Source organism: Hyphomonas sp. (genome assembly GCF_041398385.1).
Lineage (GTDB): Bacteria > Pseudomonadota > Alphaproteobacteria > Caulobacterales > Hyphomonadaceae > Hyphomonas.
Map to the genome: position 1 here is coordinate 181594 of NZ_JAWKUW010000005.1, position 22754 is coordinate 204347.

General features: G+C 64.0%; 20 protein-coding genes. 7 read left to right on the forward strand and 13 right to left on the reverse strand.

Features of this window, described 5'->3' with window-relative positions; translation table 11 throughout:
• Positions 1-74: 74 nt before the first annotated feature.
• From R3C13_RS11710 to R3C13_RS11730, 5 genes are all read right to left on the reverse strand, one after another.
• A complete protein-coding gene (locus R3C13_RS11710) occupies positions 75-686 on the reverse strand; it encodes a trimeric intracellular cation channel family protein (protein ID WP_371311009.1) in 612 nt (203 codons plus the stop codon).
• A 17-nt stretch (positions 687-703) separates the two neighbouring features.
• On the reverse strand, positions 704-1840 hold the full coding sequence (gene ispG, locus R3C13_RS11715) for a flavodoxin-dependent (E)-4-hydroxy-3-methylbut-2-enyl-diphosphate synthase (protein ID WP_371311010.1): 1137 nt from the start codon (positions 1838-1840) through the stop codon (positions 704-706).
• A gap of 80 nt (positions 1841-1920) precedes the next feature.
• Positions 1921-2835, reverse strand: coding sequence for a helix-turn-helix domain-containing protein (locus tag R3C13_RS11720; protein ID WP_371311011.1), 915 nt, complete (start codon positions 2833-2835; stop codon positions 1921-1923).
• 90 nt (positions 2836-2925) lie between these two features.
• A complete protein-coding gene (gene ptsP / locus R3C13_RS11725; protein ID WP_371311012.1) occupies positions 2926-5190 on the reverse strand; it encodes a phosphoenolpyruvate--protein phosphotransferase in 2265 nt (754 codons plus the stop codon).
• A 26-nt stretch (positions 5191-5216) separates the two neighbouring features.
• Positions 5217-6464, reverse strand: coding sequence for an aspartate kinase (locus tag R3C13_RS11730; RefSeq protein ID WP_371311013.1), 1248 nt, complete (start codon positions 6462-6464; stop codon positions 5217-5219).
• Positions 6465-6556: 92 nt separating this feature from the next.
• Between R3C13_RS11730 and ubiG the strand changes: the two genes are divergently transcribed.
• Positions 6557-7333 (forward strand): bifunctional 2-polyprenyl-6-hydroxyphenol methylase/3-demethylubiquinol 3-O-methyltransferase UbiG, encoded by a 777-nt coding sequence (gene ubiG, locus R3C13_RS11735; protein WP_371311014.1) that lies wholly within the window; start codon positions 6557-6559, stop codon positions 7331-7333.
• The gene (locus tag R3C13_RS11740; protein WP_371311015.1) at positions 7330-7941 is read left to right on the forward strand and encodes a DUF924 family protein; all 612 of its coding nucleotides are present in this window, start codon (positions 7330-7332) and stop codon (positions 7939-7941) included. Before ubiG ends, R3C13_RS11740 begins: the two co-directional genes overlap by 4 nt.
• 9 nt (positions 7942-7950) lie before the next feature.
• On the opposite strand, the gene R3C13_RS11745 is transcribed toward R3C13_RS11740, so the two are convergent.
• Positions 7951-9318, reverse strand: coding sequence for an MFS transporter (locus tag R3C13_RS11745; protein ID WP_371311016.1), 1368 nt, complete (start codon positions 9316-9318; stop codon positions 7951-7953).
• A 129-nt stretch (positions 9319-9447) separates the two neighbouring features.
• On the opposite strand from R3C13_RS11745, the gene R3C13_RS11750 reads away from it, so the two are divergent.
• Positions 9448-10935, forward strand: coding sequence for a M20 family peptidase (locus tag R3C13_RS11750; RefSeq protein WP_371311017.1), 1488 nt, complete (start codon positions 9448-9450; stop codon positions 10933-10935).
• Here R3C13_RS11750 and uvrC read toward each other — a convergent pair whose 3' ends face one another.
• Both uvrC and R3C13_RS11760 read right to left on the reverse strand, forming a co-directional pair.
• Complete coding sequence (gene uvrC / locus R3C13_RS11755) at positions 10936-12810, reverse strand: excinuclease ABC subunit UvrC (protein ID WP_371311018.1); 1875 nt, start codon at positions 12808-12810, stop codon at positions 10936-10938.
• Between the two features lie 38 nt (positions 12811-12848).
• Positions 12849-13151, reverse strand: coding sequence for a hypothetical protein (locus R3C13_RS11760; protein WP_371311019.1), 303 nt, complete (start codon positions 13149-13151; stop codon positions 12849-12851).
• A gap of 241 nt (positions 13152-13392) precedes the next feature.
• Between R3C13_RS11760 and R3C13_RS11765 the strand changes: the two genes are divergently transcribed.
• The 4 genes from R3C13_RS11765 (at position 13393) to R3C13_RS11780 (ending at position 17968) form a co-directional block, all read left to right on the forward strand.
• Positions 13393-14604, forward strand: coding sequence for a pyridoxal phosphate-dependent aminotransferase (locus R3C13_RS11765; RefSeq protein ID WP_371311020.1), 1212 nt, complete (start codon positions 13393-13395; stop codon positions 14602-14604).
• Between the two features lie 92 nt (positions 14605-14696).
• Positions 14697-15161 (forward strand): Dps family protein, encoded by a 465-nt coding sequence (locus R3C13_RS11770; protein ID WP_371311021.1) that lies wholly within the window; start codon positions 14697-14699, stop codon positions 15159-15161.
• 69 nt (positions 15162-15230) lie between these two features.
• Positions 15231-16091: a hypothetical protein gene (locus tag R3C13_RS11775; RefSeq protein WP_371311022.1), complete on the forward strand. Its 861-nt coding sequence runs from the start codon at positions 15231-15233 to the stop codon at positions 16089-16091.
• Positions 16088-17968: a hypothetical protein gene (locus R3C13_RS11780; protein ID WP_371311023.1), complete on the forward strand. Its 1881-nt coding sequence runs from the start codon at positions 16088-16090 to the stop codon at positions 17966-17968. The genes R3C13_RS11775 and R3C13_RS11780 overlap by 4 nt, the downstream gene beginning before the upstream one ends.
• A gap of 204 nt (positions 17969-18172) precedes the next feature.
• Here the strand turns inward: R3C13_RS11780 and R3C13_RS11785 are convergent, their stop codons facing one another.
• From R3C13_RS11785 to R3C13_RS11805, 5 genes are all read right to left on the reverse strand, one after another.
• Positions 18173-19087, reverse strand: coding sequence for a LysR family transcriptional regulator (locus tag R3C13_RS11785; RefSeq protein ID WP_371311024.1), 915 nt, complete (start codon positions 19085-19087; stop codon positions 18173-18175).
• Between the two features lie 52 nt (positions 19088-19139).
• Positions 19140-20642, reverse strand: coding sequence for an aspartate aminotransferase family protein (locus R3C13_RS11790; RefSeq protein WP_371311025.1), 1503 nt, complete (start codon positions 20640-20642; stop codon positions 19140-19142).
• Between the two features lie 67 nt (positions 20643-20709).
• Positions 20710-21327 (reverse strand): helix-turn-helix transcriptional regulator, encoded by a 618-nt coding sequence (locus tag R3C13_RS11795; protein WP_371311026.1) that lies wholly within the window; start codon positions 21325-21327, stop codon positions 20710-20712.
• A gap of 216 nt (positions 21328-21543) precedes the next feature.
• The gene (locus tag R3C13_RS11800) at positions 21544-22137 is read right to left on the reverse strand and encodes a hypothetical protein (protein ID WP_371311027.1); all 594 of its coding nucleotides are present in this window, start codon (positions 22135-22137) and stop codon (positions 21544-21546) included.
• Positions 22138-22416: 279 nt separating this feature from the next.
• Entirely contained in the window at positions 22417-22716 is a 300-nt protein-coding gene (locus R3C13_RS11805; protein WP_371311028.1) for a hypothetical protein, read from the reverse strand.
• Between the last annotated feature and the right edge of the window lie 38 nt (positions 22717-22754).

Genomic DNA, 22754 nt, shown 5'->3' on the forward strand with positions numbered 1-22754 from the left:
CTCACATACTTCGGCAAACGGAACGCTAAGGAAACCGCATTCACCTGCAGGATGTGCCCGGCGCCGGGGCTGTCCTAGACGGGCGAGCGCGGCAGGGAAAGCTTGAACACGATGGCCAGCGCCCGAAGGACGAAAGCGGAGACCAGGCCCGTGCCGAACGCAAGCATCTCGTCGCCAGTCCGCACGCGCACGACAAAATAGACGCCGGAGCCGAGCAGCGCGGCGGTCGCGTAGATTTCAGACTTCATCAGCAGGAGCGGCTCTTCATTCGCCACCACATCGCGAAGCAGGCCGCCGGCACTCGCCGTCATCGTGCCCATGATCAGCACGACCGGCCAACCAAAGCCGAGCGCGGCCGCCTTGGCCGCCCCTGTGACGGCGAACAATGCCATGCCGAATGCATCGGCCCAGCGCAGCGGCCGGAAATTCTCCAGCCATTTGTGGAAGAAAAAGGCCGTGAGCCCGCCTGCAACGGCAAGGCCCAGTGCCTGCGTATCTTCCAGCCAGAACACCGGCTGGGACAGGATCACATCGCGCAGCGTACCACCGCCGATCGCGGGCAGGAAGGCGAGCACGATGACACCGAACAGGTCCATCTGCTTGCGCACGGCCATGATGCCGCCGGAGATGGCGAAGACGAACACGCCGGCGCGGTCTGCAAAGAGAAGCAGGAGGTCAGGAGTCATGAAACGCCTTCGCCGGCCTACTCGGCCGCAACGCCCTCGGCCGCCTCGCGCTCTGCTTTCAGGCGCTCGGCCTTGGCTTCCACCAGGGCCACGATGTGCTCGATCATGTCGGCATTCGAGACATTGTGGTCGGGCCGTCCGGCCACGAACATCTTGCCGCTTTCCTTGCCGCCGCCGGTGAAGCCGAGATCGGTCAGTGCCGCCTCCCCCGGTCCGTTGACGACGCAGCCGATGATGGACAGCGAGATCGGCTCATGGATGTGCGCAAGGCGCTGTTCGAGGATTTCGACGGTCCTGATGACGTCGAAGCCCTGCCGCGCGCAGCTCGGGCAAGCGACGATGTTCACGCCCCGGGTGCGCAGGCCCAGCGACTTCAGCATCTCGAAGCCGACCTTCACCTCTTCGACCGGATCGGCCGAGAGCGACACACGGATCGTGTCGCCGATGCCGGCCCAAAGCAGTGCGCCCATGCCGATGGAGGATTTGACCGTCCCCGTCCGCAGGCCACCCGCCTCGGTAATGCCGAGATGCAGCGGCGCGTCGGTCGCCTCGGCGAGCTGCTGGTAAGCCGCCACAGTGAGGAACATGTCCGAGGCCTTCACCGAGATCTTGTATTCGTGGAAGCCGAGGTCATCGAGGATGCGCGCATGGTCCAGCGCGCTTTCCACCATCGCGTCCGGGCATGGCTCGCCGTATTTTTCGAGCAGGTGCTTTTCAAGGCTGCCGCCATTGACGCCAATCCGGATGGAACAGCCATTGGCGCGCGCGGCTGCAACGACTTCCTTCACGCGTGCTGCAGAGCCGATATTGCCGGGATTGATGCGCAGGCAGGCGGCTCCGGCGTCGGCCGCCTCGATACCCCGCTTGTAGTGGAAATGGATGTCCGCAACGATCGGCACCGGCGAGGCCTTGCAGATGGCCGGCATGGCAGCCGTCGACTCTTCCGTCGGGCAGGACACGCGCACAATGTCGGCCCCGGCCTCGGCCGCGCGGAGGATCTGCGCGATGGTCGCGTCAGCGTCCTCGGTCGGCGTGTTGGTCATGGTCTGCACGGCAATCGGCGCATCGCCGCCAACGAGAATATTGCCCACGCGGATCTGGCGGGACTTTCGCCGCGTGATGTCGCGCCAGGGACGGATCGCATTGTGGCTCATCGGGAGTGCCTTTGCCGTTTCACCGCCCTAGATGGCGCGTCCGGGCCGCCGGGGCAATGCGTCAACGCTGCTGAGGCCTCTTAGCGAGTGGCTTTCGATCCGCCATTCGCGGCAACGGTCGGCGCGGCGGCTTCGGCGGCGCGGACGAGTTGTTCGTCGACGCTGACCGAGAAGACCTGCGCACCATCAGGGCCGAGCGGGCCGACCGCGATGTCGCCGACGCGCCACTTGAAGGCGCCGCCATCGCGGGCCGAGACGGTCCAGCCGGCGTTGAGGCGCGGGAAGTAGGACTCGCCTTCGACCATGGTACGGTTGCGGAAGATGGTGCCGTCGGCGCCGCGCACTTCCAGCCAGCCCTGACGGACCGCCACGAGTTCAAGCGGCAGGGATTCCGGCACCGGATGGTCGTCGGAGTCGGCAAACAGGCTGTCGCGCGCGCCGTTCACCGCCACAATGGCCGGGCCATCGATGGCTTCTGGGGCCGGCCGCAGCATCTGCGACACGCCGATGGCGCTCGCCGCGAGGACGACCAGCGCAGCCGCCGAGGCCAGCATCAGCGGCCAGCGGGCGCGTTCAGGCCCGATCCGGCCGATCTTCTCGACCGGGGCAGCCTCTTTCACTTCGTCGACGGCGCCACACTCCTTGGTGTAGATCGCGATGACGTCTTTCTTGGGCAGGCCCAGATAGGTGGCATAGGTGCCGAGAATGGCGGTGAGGTAGCCGCCCTTCGGCAGCTCGCCCACTTCCATCCGCTCCACCCACATCAGGAATTCCTTGCGCAGGCGCGTGTCGGCGCTGATCTTGTCGAGATCCAGCCCGCGCGCCTCGCGCACGCGGCGCAGCACCTGGCCCATCCGCAGCTCTTCGCCCTCGAAGGAGCGGGTGCGGAAGATTTCGCTGGCCAGCGCGAAGCGCTCACCCTCAGACATGGCTCGTCCGTCCGTCTCAGGGGCAGAGTCGGTCGTTTCGGGAGGGTTGGTCTCGTCGTGTGCCATGTTTGTCCAGTTCCGCCCGTTTCCGGCGGTCATATGAGCGACTGCGCAAGATTTAGTCCGACAGAGAGGTTAACCCAACGGGCCGATCCATCAACCTTCCGGCAGCTCGACGGCATGTTGTGCCGCAAGCCCTAACAACTGGTTACGGAACGATCCGTTCGGAGCATCAAGCGCAGCCAGAAAATCGGCCTGAAACGCCGACATATCAAGGCTTCTTATCATGCGTTTGACAGGACCGATGGACCCCGCCGACATCGACAGGTTGGTAAACCCGAGCGCAACGAAACAGAGCGCCGAAAGGGCCGACCCGGTCGCCTCACCGCAGGCAGAGAGGCGGATTCCATATCTGGCACAGTCTTCGGCAACGTCCTTCAGGAATCTAAGGGCGCTTGGAAAAACAAGGTCGTACCGATCAGAGACATGCGGGGTCATCCGGTCGGCAGCATAAAAGAACTGCATCAGGTCATTGGTGCCGACGGACAGGAATTCCGCCGCGCCAGCCAGTTCCTTCAGGCTGTAGGCGAGCGCCGGCGTCTCCAACATGACACCGATTTCAAGTTTCGAGGGGCGTTTTCCGGTCCTTTCGGCGGTCCATTCGACCTCTTTCAGGAGCAGGTCGCGCGCCTCGAAAAATTCTTCCGGAACCGTAACCATCGGGAACATGACGGTCAGCGGGTTGTTCCCGGCCGCCCGGACGAGCGCCCGCAGCTGGCGCCGGAAGAGGCCTTTATGGTCGAGCGCGAAGCGGATGGAGCGCCAGCCGAGTGCCGGATTCTCCTCGCGCTGGAGATTGAGCGCCGGCAGCACCTTGTCGCCGCCAAGGTCCAGCGTACGGAATATCACCGGCTTACCTGCCGCCTTGTCCAGCACACGACGGTACAGCGTGATCTGATCCTCCATGCTAGGCAGGGTCTCGGAGACAAGAAACTGGAATTCAGTACGGAACAGGCCGACGCCATCCGCCCCGGCGGGAGCCAGCATGTCGAGATCGAGGTCGAGGCCGGCATTCAGCATCAGGCGGACGGTGTGGCCGTCCTTGGTCTTGGCCGGCAGGTCGCGCAGCGCGGCATAGGCGGCCTGCCGCTCCGACCGGAGCGCGACGCGGGCCTTGTAGGCGTCATACAGGCTGTCATCGGGGCGCACATGCAGCACCCCCTCTTCCGCATCAACGATCAGCCAGTCGCCCTGGTCGATCCGCGTGGTCAGGCCTTCGATGCCCCCCAGCGTCGGGATACCGAGGGCGCGCGCCACGATGGCAGCATGGGACGAAGCCGCCGCCTCTTCCATCAGGATGCCGCGCAGGCCCGCATTGGCGTATTCCAGCAGTTCTGCCGGGCCGAGGCGGCGGGCGACGAGCACGCTGCGCTCCTCGCTGATCTGCGGCTTGCCTTCGTCGCCACCGAGAATGCGCAGGAGGCGGTTGTCGAGGTCTTCGAGGTCGTGCAGGCGCTCACGGAGATAGGGATCGCGCGCACTTTGCAGGCGGGCGCGGTGCTCGCGCCGGGCCCGGTCGACCGAAGCCTCCGCCGAAAGGCCCGAGCGCACGCCTTCCTGCAGCTTTTCGGCCCATGACGGATCGTGGGCCAGCAGACGGTAGGTTTCCATCACATCCCGCGGGTCTTCCCCAAGGGCAGCGCCGTCAATCGCCATCATCCGGTCGATGGAAGCCCTCAGGCCCACCAGCGCCTGGGTGAGGCGGCGGGCCTCGATTTCCTGGTCTCCGGCGAAGAATTTGGCCGCGGGGACCACCGGGTCGTACAGCACGGCGCGGCCATAGCCGAGGCCTTCGCAGAACACCCGGCCCTTCAGCGTCGCAAGGTTGCGGGCGCGCCTCTGGACGTCGCCGCTGCCGAGATGTTCCGGATCGATCCGGTCGACGATCTCGGCCAGCACCATGGCAATGGTCTGCAGCGTGTCGATTTCCTCGTCGCCGTAGAGGCGCTCGGTCCGGTTCTGGACCGTCAGGACACCGATAACCCGCCCACCGCGCAGGACCGGCACACCGAGAAAGGCGTGGAACGGGTCTTCCCCCGTCTCCGGGCGATATGAGAAGGCCGGATGACGCGGCGCATCCTGGATCGCCATGGGCTCGGCCCTCCGGGCGACGAGACCGACCAGGCCCTCATTTGCGGAAAGGCGCGTATTGCCGACGGCTTCCGGCTTCAGGCCCTCCGTGGCGAGCAGGATAAGCGTGCCGCCGCGATGGCGCAGGTAGATGGAGCACACATCCGCCACCATGGTGGAGGCGATCAGCTGTACCACACTATCGAGCCGGGAACGTGTTTCACCATCCTCCGCCATCATCTGGCGCAGGCGGTTCATCAACAGGCGAGTGGCAGGCAGGTTGTAGGCCATCTAGACCCTGACTGTGGCAAGCGCCCTCACTCGGCGTCAAGGCCGAAGGCTGTATGCAGCGCCCGCACGGCCAGTTCGGTATAGGATGCCTCAATCAAAACCGAAATCTTGATCTCCGAGGTCGAAATCACGTCAATGTTGATGTTCTTTTCGGCAAGCGCCCGGAACATGGTTTCGGCAACGCCGGTATGGCTCTTCATGCCGACGCCGACGATCGAGACCTTGGACACGTCTCGCGTCACGTCCATCGATTCAAAGCCGATCTCGTCCTTCAGCTTTTCCAGCGTTTCGCGGGCGAACGGGCTGTCCCGGTCGGTGCAGGTGAACACCATGTTGGCGCGCTCGGGCCCGCGGGCGTTGGCCTGGACGATCATGTCGACATTGATCCCCGCCTGGGCCAGCGCCGAGAAGATCTTGGCCGACACGCCCGGCTTGTCCGGCATGCCATAGAGCGTGACCTTTGCCTCGTCGCGCGAATAGGCGACACCGCTGACAACCTGCTTTTCCACGATTTCTTCCTCTGCGCAGACTAGGGTTCCGGGGCTTTCCTCGCCGGGCTTCACGAAGCTGGAGAGGACGCGCACCGGCACGTTGTGGTTCATGGCCATTTCCACCGAGCGGGTCTGGAGGACCTTGGCGCCCAGCGAGGCCAGTTCGAGCATCTCCTCGAACGAAATCTTGTCGATCCGGCGCGCCTTGGGAACGATGCGCGGATCGGTCGTGTAAACGCCGTCGACGTCGGTATAGATGTCGCAGACCTTGGCATTCAGCGCGGCCGCGACCGCGACAGCGCTGGTATCGGAGCCGCCCCGGCCGAGCGTGGTGACCCGCTCGTCATCGGTCACGCCCTGGAAGCCGGCGATCACGGCGATTTCGCCAGCATCGATGGAATCCGGCAGCTTGGAATCGTCGAACCCGGCGATGCGTGCGCGGCCATGGCTGGCATTGGTCTTCAGGCGCAGCTGCCAGCCGAGCCAGGAACGTGCCTTGAGGCCGCGCTTGCGCAGCGCCAGCGCCAGAAGGCCGGCCGTCACCTGCTCACCCGAGGCCACGACGACGTCGTACTCGTCGTCGAACTTCTCGCGGGCCATGCCCTCTCCGGCGGCCCCTTCTGCCAGCGCGACCAGCTTGTTGGTCTCGCCCGCCATGGCGGACACCACGACCGCCAGATGCTCGCCCTTCGCCGCGCGGGCGGCGACAATGTCGGCCACGTTCGCAATACGATCGAGGTCTTTCACCGAAGTGCCGCCAAACTTGAGTACCGTGCGCGCCATTTCGCCCTATATCCTGTCCGTGAGGGGTGTGCCCCCATTCAGAGCGCCCTATTAGGGGCAGATGTCGCGCGGATCAAACGAGATTAAGTCGCATGGTGAAAACAATTGAAGGATCCTCCGGCGCGCCGAAGACGCCGAGCATCGATCCGGACGAGGTTGCAAAATTTTCGGCCATGGCGGCCGACTGGTGGGATCCGAAAGGCAAGTTCCGGCCCCTGCACCGGTTCAACCCGACGCGCCTGAAATTCATCCGCGAGACGGCGGAGCGCCATTTCGGCATCGAAGCCGGCAAGGTGAAGCCGCTGGAAGGCCTGAAGATGCTGGATATCGGCTGTGGCGGCGGGCTGGTCAGCGAGCCGATGGCCCGACTTGGCGCTGCAGTGACCGGAGTCGATGCCTCCGAGGCCAATATCAAGACGGCCCTAACCCATGCCCGTGAGCAGGGTTTGGAGATCGATTACCGGGCCGGTACGGCCGAAGGCCTGATCGATGCTGGTGAAGGCCCGTTCGACCTCGTCCTGAACATGGAAGTCGTCGAACATGTCGCAGACCCGTCCCAGTTCCTGAAGGATTGCGCCAGCCTCGTGCGCCCCGGCGGCCTGATGATTGTGGCGACGCTGAACAAGACGGCGAAGGCGCTGGCGACGGCGGTCATCGGCGCGGAATATGTGCTGCGCTGGCTGCCGCCCGGCACGCATGACTGGTCGAAATTCCTTCCTCCGGAAGACGTCAGCGGCCCGCTATCGGATGCGGGGCTGAACCCGGAACCTGCGGTCGGCGTGTCCTTCTCGCCCCTGTCCGGCAGCTGGAGCCTAAGCGACGATGTCTCGGTCAACTACATGATCGTGGCGGCGAGGCCGGCGTCATGAGCGGCCTGCCCACCCCCGAAGACGTGCTCGGCTACTGGATCGGCGCAGCCGCGGAGTCCGCAGAAGCTGCAGGCGAAAAGAACAAGCTCTGGTTCGGCAAGTCCGAGGCCACCGACGCGGACATCCGCGAGCGGTTCCTGCCGCTGCTGGAAGTCCTGTCGCACTTGCCCGCCGCCGAGGACTGGGCCGCAAGGGGGCCACGCGGGCGGCTGGCCGCGATCATCGTGTTGGACCAATTCAGCCGCAACCTGTTCCGCGGCGAGCCGCGTGCCTTCCACCAGGACGATCTCGCGCTCCTCCTCTGCAAGGACGGCCTGGCGCTGGGTGAGGACAAGGAATTGTCCGAATGCGAACGGATCTTCTTCTATCTGCCGCTGGAGCATTCCGAGGCGCCTGAGGACCAGACCGAATCTGTCGCCCGGTTTACCGATCTCCTCGCCAGCTCGCGTGAGCCCTTCCGCAGCCTGATCGAGAGCACGCTCCGATATGCCCACGCACATAAGGACGTGATCGACCAGTTTGGCCGGTTCCCTCATCGCAACGAGGCGCTTGGCCGTGCGTCGACCGAAGCTGAAATGGAATGGCTGGCTGAAGGTGGCGGTTTCTAGTCCAGCGGTTCAGTCCAGTGGCTCTGGCCCGCGCGGGTCGAGGCTGCGGCTGACTTCCTGTTGCATGGCACGCGTGAAGGGATAACGGCTGGAGACCAGCGCGGCGGCGAGATACAGCAGCCCCGGCAAGAGGCAGAAGACGACCAGAAGGCCATGAATGGTCTCGGGCGAGTTTTCCTGGCTCGGATGGAACCCGGCCACCTGCCCGACAATGAAATAGCCGACGCCAAAAGCGAGACTGTTGCCGATCTTGTAGGCGCTGGTGATCAGCGAATAGTAGATGCCGGACCGGTTCTCGCCGGTCTGGGCCGCCTGCCACTCTACCACATCCGCCGTCATCGATCGGGTCAGCACGATGGGCGCACTGAATGCGGCGCCATTGAGCAAGGCCCCGATCATCAACGGCCAGAAGCCGCCAATCTGCCCAGCAATGTAATAGATGACGAAGCTCGCCATGGAGGTCAGCACGGCGGCGCGGAAGGCGATATTCTTCTCCGTCCGCTTGGCGAGATTGAGCCAGAACGGCAGCGCCAGCACCGCCATCAGGAAAAAGATCATCAGCACCAGACTGGACAGGCCGTCCGAGAGGCCGAACACGAATTCAGCAACGAACAGGTAATTCGCCGCGGTTACCGCGATCGCCGTCCCGGTCAGCAGCTCCATGACCAGGACGCGCCCGAGATACTTGTTCTTCAGCGCCGCCAGGAACGGTCCGAACCGGAACCGCATCCCTGCGCCCGTGTCGCCGCGCATCGGATCGTCCGGCACGAACAGGCAGGCGAGCGCGGCAGTCACCGGAAGCGAAAGCAAGAGCAGCCAGCCCATCACGGCCACCTGCATGAACCGCCCGGTTGCGATGCCTGTCAGATCCAGGATGGCTGGGATCGCCAGCAAGACGAGCATGAACAGCGTACTGACGATTTCCGACCACTGGAAAAACCGGGACCGGTCGTCATAGTCCGCCGCGATGGCCGGCACCCAGGCCGACCGCGCGGTCTGCAACAGGGTAAAACCGACATAGAAGAGCAGCATCCAGCCGATGAAATATCCGGGCCCCGCCCCCTTGCTCGGCATGTAGACGAAGAAGGTGGCGAGGCCGAGGATCGGCACCGACAGCACGACCCAGTGGCGCACCCGCCCCCAGGGCGAGCGGTAGCTGTCGACGAGATATCCCATCACCGGATCGGTGAAAATGTCCCAGAAGCGGAGGAGCATGAACAGGAGGCCGGTCAGCTCCAGGCCAAGGCCGACATCGCGCGCATAGAGTGGCGCAAGGTAAACCCCGACAGGCAGGCCAACGCCAGCCAGCGGCACGCTCAGCGACGAGAATGCAAGCACTCTTGGAAAGGACAGGCGCTTGGCCGGGGCGTCGGTCATTGCGCCACCTTGTCGCGCAAAATCGTGACGGGCAAGTCATTTTTTTGCTGCGCTGCGGCTTGACGAAGCGGAAGCGAGCCGCAACCGTCGCGTCAGGATGCGCGGTATCGCGCGCAAGAGGGCTTCGTCATGTTCAGGAAACTTCTGTTGGGTCTTCTGGCCCTGATCGTGGTCATCGCCGCTGTGGTGCTCTATCGTACCTTCACCTATGGCGGCGCCCCGGTCGGCGCACGCATCGACCTGCCGGCAGCGCCTGCAATTTCGGCCGATGAGGCTGCGCAGCACCTCTCCGAAGCCATCCAGTTCCGGACCATCACGCTGGCGAACGGCGACCCCCGCCCCGGCACGGAAGGCCCATGGCTGGAGCTGCATGACTGGCTGGCGACGACCTATCCCGCGTCCCATGCCGCAATGACGCGCGAACTCGTGCCGGGCACGCTGACATTGCTCTACACATGGCAGGGATCTGATCCTTCCCTGAAGCCCCTGATGCTGATGGCCCACCAGGATGTGGTTCCGGTGAATATCGGCACGGAAGGCGACTGGACCGGCGCGCCGTTCGCCGGTGAAATTATCGACGGCTATATCTATGGCCGCGGAGCGCTGGACGATAAAAGCAACCTCATCGGCATCATGGAAGCAGTCGAGGCACTGGCAAAATCCGGCTTCCAGCCGAAACGCACGATCATCCTGCAATTCGGACATGACGAGGAAGTCCTCGGTTCCGGCGCGCATGCGGGAATCGCGCTGCTCAAATCCCGCGGCATCGAACCCGTCATGGCCGTCGATGAAGGCTTTGCCGTGCTCGACCCCTCCCCAATGACGGGCAAGCGCATGGGCATGATCGGTGTCTCCGAGAAAGGCTATGTCACGCTCAGTGTCACTGCGATCGGCGAAGGCGGGCATTCTTCCATGCCGCCACGCGATTCCGCGAACGTCAGGCTCGCGAAGGCCATCATCGCCCTCGACGAAAACCAGATGCCGGCCGATTTCTCGAAACCTCCGGTGTCGGATCTTTTCCGCGCAGCCGCGCCGGACATGCCCTTCATGCAGCGTATGGCGCTCTCCAATCTCTGGCTGTTCGGCGGCATGGTGGAAAGCTCCACGGCGAAATCCGGCCCGGGGAATGCGATGATCCGCACAACCACGGCGCCGACCATGCTGACAGGCTCGGTGAAGGAAAACGTGCTACCGCAGCGGGCTATCGCAACGGTCAATTTCCGCGTTCATCCCAACGACACGGTTGCCGATGTTGTTGAGCATGTGAAGAAGGTCACCGCGAACATTGAAGGCATCGAAGTCCTGCCGCCACCGGAGGGCGAAGGCAATGCCTCCCCCGTTTCGCCCACCGACGGGCGGCCCTATGCCGTGCTGGCAAGCGTCGCGGAAGCCACGGGCGAAGGCGCCCCGGTTGCCCCGGCACTTGTGGTCGGCGCAACAGATGCCCGCTACGCCACCGCGATCACGCCGAATGTCTACCGCTTCTCGCCGGCCATTCTGACCCCGGACGATTTCAAGGGCTTCCACGGCACCAATGAGCGCATGAGCGTCGCAAACATGGGCCGCATCTCGACCGGCTTCGCCCAGATCATCCTCGGCATGGATGAGGGGGATTGATCAGCCCCCATTGAAATGCCCGTGGATGCGTTCGGCGAGGGCTTCGTTGACGCCTTCGACTTCCATCAGGTCCGCCACCTTGGCGCGGGAGACGCCCCTGGCGGATCCGAAATGGTGGAGCAGCGCTTTCTTGCGCGCAGGGCCAATGCCTTCGATTTCGTCGAGCGGTGATTTCGCGATGTCGGCCGAGCGCTTCTGGCGGTGCGCACCGATGGCCCAGCGGTGGGCCTCGTCGCGCAGGCGCTGGAGATAGTAGAGCACCGGCGCGGTTTCCGGCAGCTTGAACGGCGCAAGGCCGGGGCGGAAGAACTGCTCGCGCCCCGCATTCCGGTCGACACCCTTGGCGATTGAGACGAGCGTCACATCCTCCGGGGTCAGACCTATTTCGGCAAGCGCCTCGATTACGGCATTTAGCTGGCCGAGGCCGCCATCGATCAGAACGAGGTCCGGCCAGTTGGAGGCGTCTCCCTCTTCCCGTTCCTTCTTGGCGCGGGAAAAGCGCCGCCGCATGACTTCGCGCATCATGCCGTAATCGTCGCCGGGCTCCAGCTTGGAATCCTTGATGTTGAACTTGCGATAGGCGTTCTTCAGGAAGCCGTCAGGGCCCGCGACGACCATGCCGCCTACGGCATTCGAGCCCTGGATGTGGGAGTTATCGTAGATCTCGATACGCTCCGGCGGCTTCGGCAGGTCGAACACCTTGGCCACTTCGCCGAGGAGGCGCGCCTGGCTCGCGGACTCGGCGAGCTTGCGCGTGACCGCCTCGCTGGCATTGCGCGCCGCCTGTGCCACAAGATCTTTCTTGCTGCCGCGCTCCGGCCTGCGGATCTCGACTTTCCGGCCGGCCTTCATGCTCAGCGCTTCGGCAATCAGGTCGGCCTGTTCAGGCTCGTGCGAGACAAGGATCAGGCGCGGCGGCGGGCGTTTGTCATAGAACTGAGCGAGGAAGGCGGCGAGCACTTCCTCCGTCGTCTGATCGCGCTCATGGCGCGGATAATGCGCGGTCGCGCCCCAGTTCTGCCCGGCACGGATAAAGAAGACCTGTACGCACGATACGCCGCCTTCCATGGCGATGGCGAAGATGTCAGCTTCCTCGATGTCTTCGGGGTTCACATCCTGGCTGCCGCGCACATGCGCGATCGCGCGGATCCGGTCGCGCAGGGCGGCGGCGCGTTCAAAGTCCATCGCGTTGGAGGCCTCTTCCATCTCCGCCGCGAGGCGCTTTTGCAGGTCGGCCCCCTTGCCGCGCAGGAAGTCCGCCGCTTCATCGGCCAGCTCCTGATAATCCGGAATTGAAATCAGGCCGACGCACGGCGCCGCACAGCGCTTGATCTGATGCAGCATGCAGGGACGTGTGCGGACATTGTATACGCTGTCCTCGCAAGTGCGCAGCAGGAAAGCCTTTTGCAGCGTGTCGAGTGTGCGCATCACCGCCCCGGCGCTGGCGAAGGGGCCGAAATAGTCACCTTCGTCATGTTTCGAGCCGCGATATTTCCGGATCTGCGGCGCCTCGTGCGTGCGGCGGATCAGGATGTAGGGGAAGGATTTGTCGTCCCGCAGCAGAACGTTGAAGCGGGGCTTCAGGCTCTTGATGAGGCTCGCTTCCAGCAATAGCGCCTCGGTCTCGCTTTCGGTAACGACGAATTCCATCCGCCGCGTCATCGAGATCATGCGGGCGATGCGCTGGGTGTGACCACCGAGGCGGGCATAGTTCGACACCCGCGCCTTCAGGTTCCGAGCCTTGCCCACATACAGGACTTCGTCGACGTCCCCGAACATGCGGTAGACGCCGGGCTTCGCCGGCAGGCGGGTCAGATTGTCCTTGATGACGTCGACGCCCCGGAGGGGGGCCGCGCCGGGCGATTCGGTCTCCATCGCCTCAAAATAGGCGAGGCCGGCGCCTTATGCGAGCGCTACAGGAAGTTCCGGGGGTCGTAGGGGCTGTCGATCAGCAGGCCGGCGACGAAGCTGAACGTAACGATCAACAGGAAGGCGCCGGTGAAACTGCGCGCCTTGCCGGGTTCCTGCTCTCTCTTGGAAGAGTTCACAATCGTCAGAAGGAACAGCAGCAGAATGAAGATGCATAGGCCCATCAGGCGCTCGACATCCGTGAGACCGTTCAGCCAATCCGTTGTGTCATCGACGAAATCCTGTGCCACAATCAGGAATTCGTCCCATGTCGTCTCATAAAATGAGCCGCCCTGCCTGGTGCTCATTGTTGCCTCCCTTCCCGTCCTGGGAAGATCCAGATGCGCCCCCGCGCCATCCGCTTTTTTCGCATTTCCGGCTGAAAACTCCCCGAAGCACTGGCCGGAAACTTTCGGGCGGCTGCCAACGCTCCATTAACCACCGGATTGTCCGAAATGCCGCGGGTTTCGCCCTTGCGAAGCAGGCGCCTGAAGCGTAAGGCGGGCGCGGCCCCGGCGCTGGTGCCGGGTCGGTTGCAAGGAATGCCCCATGGCCGCTGACCTCCGCCTGTCGGACGCGCTTGAGCGCGTCAAACCCTCCGCTACGATCGCCGTCACCACCAAGGCTGCCGAGCTGAAACGTGCAGGCCATGACGTGATCGGCCTCGGCGCAGGCGAGCCTGATTTCGACACGCCGGACAATATCAAGGACGCTGCCATCAAGGCGATCCGCGACGGCAAGACCAAGTACACGCCGGCCGACGGCATTCCGGAACTGAAGGAAGCGATCTGCGCCAAATTCAAGCGCGAGAACGGCCTGACCTACACGCCTGCGCAGATCCACGTTGCCCCCGGCGGCAAGCCGGTCATCTACAATGCCCTCGTCGCAACACTGAACCCCGGCGACGAAGTAATCTGCCCTGCCCCGTATTGGGTGTCCTACCCGGAAATGGTGCTGATGGCGGGCGGCGAACCGGTGAAGGTCGAATGCGGCCAGAACACGGCTTACAAGCTGACGCCGGAAGCGCTGGAAGCCGCCATCACGCCGAAGACCAAATGGCTGATCCTCAACTCACCGTCGAACCCGACCGGCGCCGCCTATACGCGCGCCGAGCTGAAGGCGCTGGCCGATGTGCTGCTGCGCCATCCACAGGTCTGGGTGATGACCGACGACATGTACGAGCATCTCGTCTATGACGATTTCGAGTTCACCACGATCGCCCAGGTCGAGCCCGCCCTGTGGGACCGGACGCTGACTATCAATGGCGTATCAAAGGCTTATGCCATGACCGGCTGGCGCATCGGCTATGCCGGCGGGCCGGACAAGATCATCAAGGCGATGGGAAAAGTCATTTCCCAGACCACTTCCAACCCCTGCTCGATCAGCCAGTGGGCCAGCGTCGAGGCCCTAAACGGCCCGCAGGATTTCCTTCCCGTTATGCGCGCGGCCTACAAGAAGCGCCGCGACATGGTGGTCGCGGGCCTCAACAAATGCCCCGGCCTGCACTGTCCGATGCCGGAAGGCGCCTTCTATGTTTATCCCTCCTGTGCGGGCGTGCTCGGCAAGACAGCCCCGTCCGGCAATGTGATCGAGACGGACGAGGATTTTGCCCGTGAACTTCTGGAAACGGAAAAAGTTGCGGTCGTCTTCGGTGCTGCCTTTGGCCTGTCGCCGGCCTTCCGCGTATCCTACGCCACGTCGGATGCCGCACTGGAAGAGGCCCTTGTCCGCATCCAGCGCTTCTGTGAGGCTTTGAGATAGATTTTTCCTATAGGTCGGCCGGGGCCTTTCAATTGGCGCCGGCGGCAACGGGGGCCCATCTCTTGGGCATAACCAAGAGAGAGGATATTCCCATGCCTATGGATATCGGACTGACTGATGCCCAGCGCGAAAGCTCGGTCGAAGCACTGCGCAAGCTGCTGGGCGAAACCTACGCACTCTATGCCAAGACGCACGGCTACCACTGGAACGTGACAGGCCCCAGCTTCAACAGCCTGCACGCCATGTTCATGACCCAGTACACCGAACTCTGGGCCGCGCTCGACGAGATCGCGGAGCGTATCCGCGCCCTCGGCCATTTCGCCCCCGGCTCGCCCGGCGAAATGATGGACCTCGCCACGATCAAGCCCGACAACGGCATCCCCGATGCCCAGGACATGATCGGCAACCTGGCCAAGGGCCATGAAGCGGTCAGCCGCGCCGCCAAGGAAGGCATCAAGGTCGCCGAGGCGAACGGCGATGCCGTGACGGTCGACCTGATGACCCAGCGGGCCACGATTGCCGAGAAGACGGCCTGGATGCTGCGCGCCAGCATCTGAACCGCCGTCCGGCACGCCGCTCACCGGAACAAGTTGACACTGTCTGGCCGTCAGTCATCACTGGCGGCCATGACGTCCGACCTTGAAGATGACCGCACCAGGCCTGCCGGCCCCGGCCTTGTCGCGCGCTATATCGAGCGCGCCGAAAGCCCCTGGCTGCCGGCCTTCTTTGCCGCCTATGACGCGGCCTTTATCCTGGAAGACGAGAAGGAAGACCTTGAAGGCTTCCGCGCCTGCCTGCGGCTGAACCAGGGCTCTGCCCACGAGACCCTGAGCGCACGGTACGGCGACTACCGGGAACTTATCATCGCCCTGTTCGAAGACGGCGCCATCCGGCCGGTTGCGGCGGCGAATTTCATTGTCTTCGCCGGCACGGGCGGACCGGTGACGGTGTCGCTCAGCTACATCTTCGTCGAAAAGAGCCAGCGGCGGCGGGGCCTGTTCGGCAAGCTGCTGCACCTCGTCCGCGAGGAAGCCGAGGCCTTGTATGGCACAGGCCGCACCGGCCCGCTCATCTTCATCGAAATTAACGACCCGGTCGAAATGAGTGCGGAGGACTATGAGCGCGACAGCGGGCATGCCGGGCTGGATCAGGTCGAGCGCCTGAGGATCTGGGACCGGCGCGGCGCCCGGCTTGTCGCCTTCCCCTACCGCCAGCCGCCGCTGTCCGACAGCCAGTCATCGGAGTCGGACCTGCTGCTCGGCGTCATGGGCGCCGCATCGAACGCCCTGCCCGCCTGCGAATTTCTCGCGCATCTTGAGCGATTCTTTGCCGTCACGGTGCTGAAGGGAAACGACCCTGACGACGTGCCCGTCGCGGCGCACCAGCTGGACCTCCTGCGCGAAGCCTGCCGCAACGGGCAAGAGATCCCGCTCAGGGGATTTGACGATGTCTTTGCCCGCGCAGCCACGCTGAAGACAGCCCCATGAGCGAGGACTCCTACTCCATGCAGAACGGCGCCGCACTGCTAGACGACGACGGCAACGAGCGATGCGAGGACAGGTCGCTCTACATCACGCTGTCGATGTATATTTCAGAGGCAAAGGTGGCCGCGACACTCGGATCACGGCTGACGCCAAGGAGCGTGGAACAGTTCCAGCCAGGCTATCTCAATTCGGCGAAGCTGCGCGATGCCGTCGATCCGCTGTTCAACGATATTGCCGACCGGGAGCGGCGCGGACGCATCGACGATTTCCTGCTTGGCGCGCTCGGCGGCCAGAGACCGGAATTTGTCACCGTTGACGTGCCGGACACGATCATCTGGAAAACCGAAGGCGCCCAGTCGGTCAATTCGCTCGAAGGGCTCAACCGGAAACGGTCCCTGCGGGTGCGCCGGTTCTGGTATGCCCATGTCAACGGCGCGCTCTCGTACCACCTGTCCATCCGGTACGACTACACCCATTCGATTGCTGACCTCTATTTCCTGTCGCTCCTGCAGAAGGTCGCTGCGCCAAAGGAGTTCCCGTTCGCTGCAGATGCGCCGGCACATGACGGCCCCGCACGGGTCACAAACAGCAGGACCGGAATCCAGGCGATCGACGCGGTCACAATTTCAACGGACGGCAAAGACATGCCATTCTGGCATTATGTCCGGACCTGTTTCGATACAGATGCAGCGCATCTCTTTGCTGCGCTCAGCCGCCATGTCGCCAGGCCCGCCGGAGGCAAGGCGAAAGGCTCGCCGAAGAAGGCCTTGCCGGCGGCCAGTTTCGACACCCTGATCCAGCAGGCCCCCTTCATCGAAGTTCCGGGCCTCGAAATGCCGGTCTCGCGCCTGCTCTTCTTCTTCCAGGACAAGACCTTCTTCGACCAGCTTCTGCCCGTTGACCCGACAACGCTTATGCCGGTCCAGCGTGGCACGCGCATGGACGAGGAATTTGGCGCCCATTGCGGCGCTTGCCTGGAAGACGCCCTGCAAAGCGCTCCGAATACCGACCAGACCTACCGGCTCGATGCCGCGTTCTGGTCGAAACTCCTGTCCTACAAGCTGCCGGATGGCACGCCCCTCTCCGCGACCGCGGACGCGCCCGAAGCGCTGCGCTACATGTTCCTCGCCGGCTTCAACCAGAACATCATCGACTTTCTTAACCAGGATGCCTCGGAAGTCCTGGACTCGCTCGATCCAATCTATCCCGAGAACGAAGCACAGGAAGCCGAACGCAAGTTCATCCGGTATGCCAATCCGCGCGCGATGATCACTTATGTCCAGTCGTCGCGCAGCCTGGAGACGGCGAACGACTATATCGGCACCTGCCCCTACGCCTTCCTCATCCACATCCTGTCGATGCACAATGAGTTCCTGACCCGCGAATATGAGGATGCCGCGCTGCAGCTGGTCAGCGATGTGCGGGCGGATAACGCTTCCAGCCTGCGCGAGGCCGCCCGGCACTTCTACGATTTCCGCACTGGCCCCTACGAGGCCTATTACCGGGACCGCTACATGAACATCTTTCGGTACGATACCGAGGGCGATGTGTTTGAGAAGATGACCCAGCTACGCGGTATCGCCCGGCGTAACGACTACGTGGAACGCCTCGTTTCTAATGTCGAAAGCCAGACGCGGGACCGGGAAGCGCGCATGTCCAAGCGGGACGAGTCGGCGATGAGTGTCCTGCTCGGCGCGCTCGGTGTGTTTGGCCTGTTCCAGCTGATGTTCAACTGGGCCGACGTGCTGAACAACAAGCTGTCGCTTGCGAATCCGGGTGACTGGATGGCCCTGTTCGCCTTCGGCATTTCGGCCCTAACGGCCCTGGTCCTGGTCGTCGGGTTTTCGGTCTGGTTCTTCTTCTTCCGAAACCGCGGCTGAACAATTGGCAGAAAAAAAGCCCGGCTGCGTAGACCGCGCCGGGCTTTGAGTATCGGGTCCCGAAGGGGGAGGAAACGCCCAATCGGAGGAAGGATCGGGTTAATGCCCGGGACCCTTGGCATGACTGAAATGTAGTCTCTTTTCGCAGGTGCACAACACCCAGTGCGTCAGATCACCTATGCAATTATGCAGGATGAACACTTGTTAAGTGGCGGATTGTCGCATGGCTGACCGGCGCAGGGACTCGGTTTCCGCCGTCACGAAATCCCGGAAAGCGGCAACCCGCTTCGAACGGCGCAGGTCGCTGGGGTAGATGAAGTAAAGATCGAAGACCGGGCCGACATTCTCCGGCAGCACTTTGACGAGCCGCGGCATGGTCGAGGCCATGTAGTCCGGCACGTCGGCGATGCCGAGCCCTGCATCCACCGCACGCAGCATGGCAAATACGTTATTGACCTTCAGCGTCGCCGGGCGCGGCGGGGCATCGTCCCGGCCGACGCGGCAGGCAAAGCTCATCTCATGCAGCGGCGAGGACTCGTCGCCATAGGCAATGATCCGGTGATTATCGAGATCCTGCGGCGTGCGGGGCATGCCGTTGGCCTTGAGGTATTCCGGCGCCGCATAGAGGTTCGTCGCAACGGTGCCGAGCTTGCGCTGGATCAGGTCCGCCTTGTCGGCCGCCCAGAGGCGGATGGCGCACTCTGCCTCCAGTTTCAGGAGGTCATAATCGCGCTGGTCGTCGAGGCGGAGGTCCAGGTGCAGGTCCGGATGCTTGCGCACAAACCCACCAAGGCGCGGCACCAGCCAGGTAGACCCAAACGCGACCGGCGCCGAAACGATCAGCTCGCCCTGTGGGGTTTCCTGCTGGTCGCGAAGGGCGGTGTTGGCGGACTGGGCTGCCTGCGCCATTTCCATGGTCGAGCGGAACAGGGTGTGGCCGCTGTCGGTCAGCACAAGGCCGCGCGCATGGCGCTGGAACAGGGAGACCCCGAGCTGTTCCTCCAGCGCCGCGATCTGGCGCGAGACGGCCGATTGCGAAATGCCAAGCCGGTCCCCGGCAGAGGTCAGGCTGCCGGCTTCAGCGGCGGCGTGAAAGGATCTCAGTTTGCCCCAATCCATGGCGGAGACTTGTGACGCTTTCTTGCCGGTGCGGCAAGCGGAGTCTCGCCCCTTACTGCTGCACGGCCTTCAATGCCTCATCCTTCACAGCCGCCACCTCATCGGACGCCGCGATGCGGATGACTTCCTGCAACAGGATGTCGAGGTCACGCCGCGCGGTGCGGTGGTTGGTGATGTTGACCCGGATGGCGAGCCGGCCCTTGAGGCGCGTGGTGGATGGCGCGGCGATCCCCTGCTCCTGCAGCTGGATAACGATCTCGTCGTTCATCGCATCGAGCACGGCATCCGGCAGGCCCGGTTCGACATGGCGGAAGCAGCAGATGTTGAGTGCGACGGGCGCCATCAGTTCAAGGCCCGGCGTCTGCTCAACCTGCTCACCGAGATAAGACGCCTGATAACAGTTGCGGGTTATCATGCGGCCGAGGCGATCGACACCGAACTCGGCGAACTGCGCCCAGACCTTCAGCGCACGGAACCCCCGGCTGAGCTCAGGACCGTATTCCACCGGCCACGGATTGCCGCCGGCAAGGCCGCGCTCCTTGGCTTTCAGATAGTCGGGACGATCCGTAAAGGCGGCGCGGTGCAGCGTCTCGTCGCGGATGAGGGCGAAGCCGGCATCATAGTTCACATGCAGCCATTTGTGGAAATCGAAGGCGAGCGAGTCGGCCCGCTTCACCCCGGTCAGGCGGCCTGCCACCCGTTCGCTCAGGACACCCAGCGCGCCAAAGGCCCCGTCAATGTGGAACCACATGTTTTCTTCCGCACAAAGATCGGCCAGGTCTTCCAGCGGGTCGATCGCGCCGACATTCACCGTGCCGGCCGTACCGATGACGACAAAGGGCGTAAGGCCCGCTTCGCGGTCTTTCGCGATGGCGACCTTGAGGGCATCCATGTCGATCTCGAACCGGTCATCGGCCGGGATGCGGCGCAGGGCATTGGTGCCGAGGCCGATCAGGTCGAAAGCGCGGGCGACGCAGGAATGCGTCTCGGTCGAGGTGTAGCCGACGAGGCCGTGGCCGCAGACGCCGTCCTTGCGGCTTGCAAAGTTCAGCCGCGCGTCACGGGCGACTTTCATCGCAATGACAGTGGCCATGGAGGTGCCGGAGACGACGATGCCGCTGGCGGTCTCGGGGAAGTCGAACAGTTCGCGGCACCAGCGGATGACCTGCTTTTCGACATAGATCGCACCATGGTCGCGGCCGCCGACATTGGCGTTCATGGCGGAGGCGGCGATGTCGGCGAGCAGGTTCGACGGGGTGCCAGAGCCGTGGACCCAGCCGAAGAAGCGCGGATTGGTGTTCCCGGCCCCATAAGGCAGCAGGGTTTCCATCCGCTCCATCACGTCCTCGGTGCCCCAGCCCTCATGCGGCAAGGGGGATTTCAGCTGGTCCTTGATGCCCTCCGGCAGCTCGGTCCAGACCCGGCCCTGCCGGCTGCCCTGCATCCGGTCGATTGCGGCGTCCAGCATGCGGCGGGCCTGGGCGCGGAATTCTTCCCAGTTTTCCGGGTCGAGGGATTCCTGCGGGGTGGGTTCGTCGTAAGGCTTGTCAGTCATGCTCGCGTATTCGCCCGGTTTTGCAGACTTTGCAAAGCATGATGTGTCATAGGGATGTCAACAAAGTCTATTGGCTGGCCCAGAGGATGCGGGCGATCCAGGCGATCTCGTTCGGACGGAACTCCCGTGTGGGATAGTCGGGATTGAGCGAAGCGAGGGCGACGAGGCGGGAATTGCGCCGGGCGAGCACCTTGGCCATGACTTCGCCGCCCACGGTTTTGGCGACGACGCGGTCGCCGGGTTTCACCTCGGCGCCGGGGGCGACGATGATGCGGTCGCCCGCGCGGTAGGCGGGCTCCATGGAATCGCCGCTGATTTCAAGGGCATAGACGGTCTCAGTGCCGAGGCCGGGGAAGCGGACTTCGTCCCAGCCGCCGCCGACGGGGAAGCCGGCATCATCGAAAAAGCCGTCCTGCCCGGCCTGGGCGAAGCCGATCAGGGGAGCGATGGCGCCGCGGCGGCCGTCGACCAGGGCGGCGAAATCGTCAAAGCCCGATCCGACCGCCTCCAGAACGCGGGCGAGGCTTTCGGTGCTGGGCCAGCGCGGGCGGCCATCTGCGCCTTCCCGTTTGGACGGGTTGAAGGCGGTGGGATCGAGCCCCGCGCGGCGGGCAAGGCCGGAAGGCGTCAGGCCGTGATGGGCGGCGAGCTGGTCAATCCCGCGCCAGATATCCCGATGCTGCATGGGGCGATGCTCCGCATTTCCTGCGGAAACAGCGCTATAGGATTATTTGCCTAGGGTCAAGCGAGGGAGGAATATTGTCCTATGGTAAAGTACGCCCTTTGCATGTTGGACCTTCGCGACCCCTCACCCCCAGCCCCTCTCCCGGAGGGAGAGGGGTGCGCTGCGGACCGGACACGCCGTCTGGCGCTCCGGCGGGAGGCGAAATTGTCGCGCAGGTCAGCCCGTGTCGGGCCAGACGCCGAGGGCCATGTCGAGCCGGGCAGTCACGGCCCCGGCGATGAGGCCGAGCCGCGGCGTCAGGCGATGCACTCCTTCCAGAGGCCGCACAGCCGGCCGCCCTTCCCCGGCTGCCTGCCAGCGCTGCAGCGTGCGGGCGAGCCGCCGGGCGCGGCGTTCCCGATGATGCAGGGCGTAGAACAGCTGGCCCCAGCGCTCGATCACCGGCGCGGCATCCGCCGGGCCGGGCGAGAAGACACCGGGAAGGCTCCGCAGAAGCTCCGGGAAGGCTCCGGACACGGAGGGCACGAGGCGGAGGCCGCGCCAGCGCGGCCGGGACGCGGTGTCTTCGGCGTCGAAATAATTGCGCCCCTCACGCGGGGCGACGGGCGCAAGCTCAACCGACAGCGCCATCAGGAAGATCAGACGACGGAGGATGAGGGCGAACAGGCGCAGCTGGTTGAGGCACCGCCGCCGCGCCGATTTGAGCAGCGTCTGCGGCGCACGGTAAAGCCCCTCGCGCTGGCCAAGCGCCTCCACCGCACCGATGAGGGCGGCGACGGCTTCCCGGTAGAAGGCGGCGAGGTCTATCATGGGCCGGAGTGTGGCGCGGGTTCGCGGCCTGCCGGATTGAGGGGCGGGTTTCTGGCGGGATGTGGTTAGGTTTGGGGGGCGGGGTGTTGGAAAGGCGGCCGATTAGTCCCCGCTCCAGCGTCCCCTCTCCGAAGACCCCTGCGAAGGCAGGTATCCATCTCCGGATCGCACCGCCCATGGGTGCAGATTGGAATGCCTGCCTGATTCCGGAATCAGGACATTGGCGATCCGTATCTCGAAAGGCAAAAATTCGCCGGAAGTGGTCACACAGCTGTTTGCTTATGTAGCTAACGCAAACAGCGAGAACGTGCGCAAACCGATGGCCCAGCTGGATGCCAGCGCTGCAACCAGCACGGCCGGCGCCCACAAGTTGCGCGGCCCACCCATTAGTTCTTTGCCTGAGTGCGCCACAGCCAGCGCAATGGTGATGGAGCTGAGTGCGTAGGCAAACAGATAGACCGTATGCACCGTGAACGTGATTGCCTCGGCCGCCAGATACACGCCTAGGCCGAGGACAAGCGTCCCTTGTGACGACGGCTTCTTGGCCGCCGCGTTGCGCGGTTGAGACTCAGCCGGCATGACTCAACTCCCGGACTTCCACCTGTACGGCACATTAG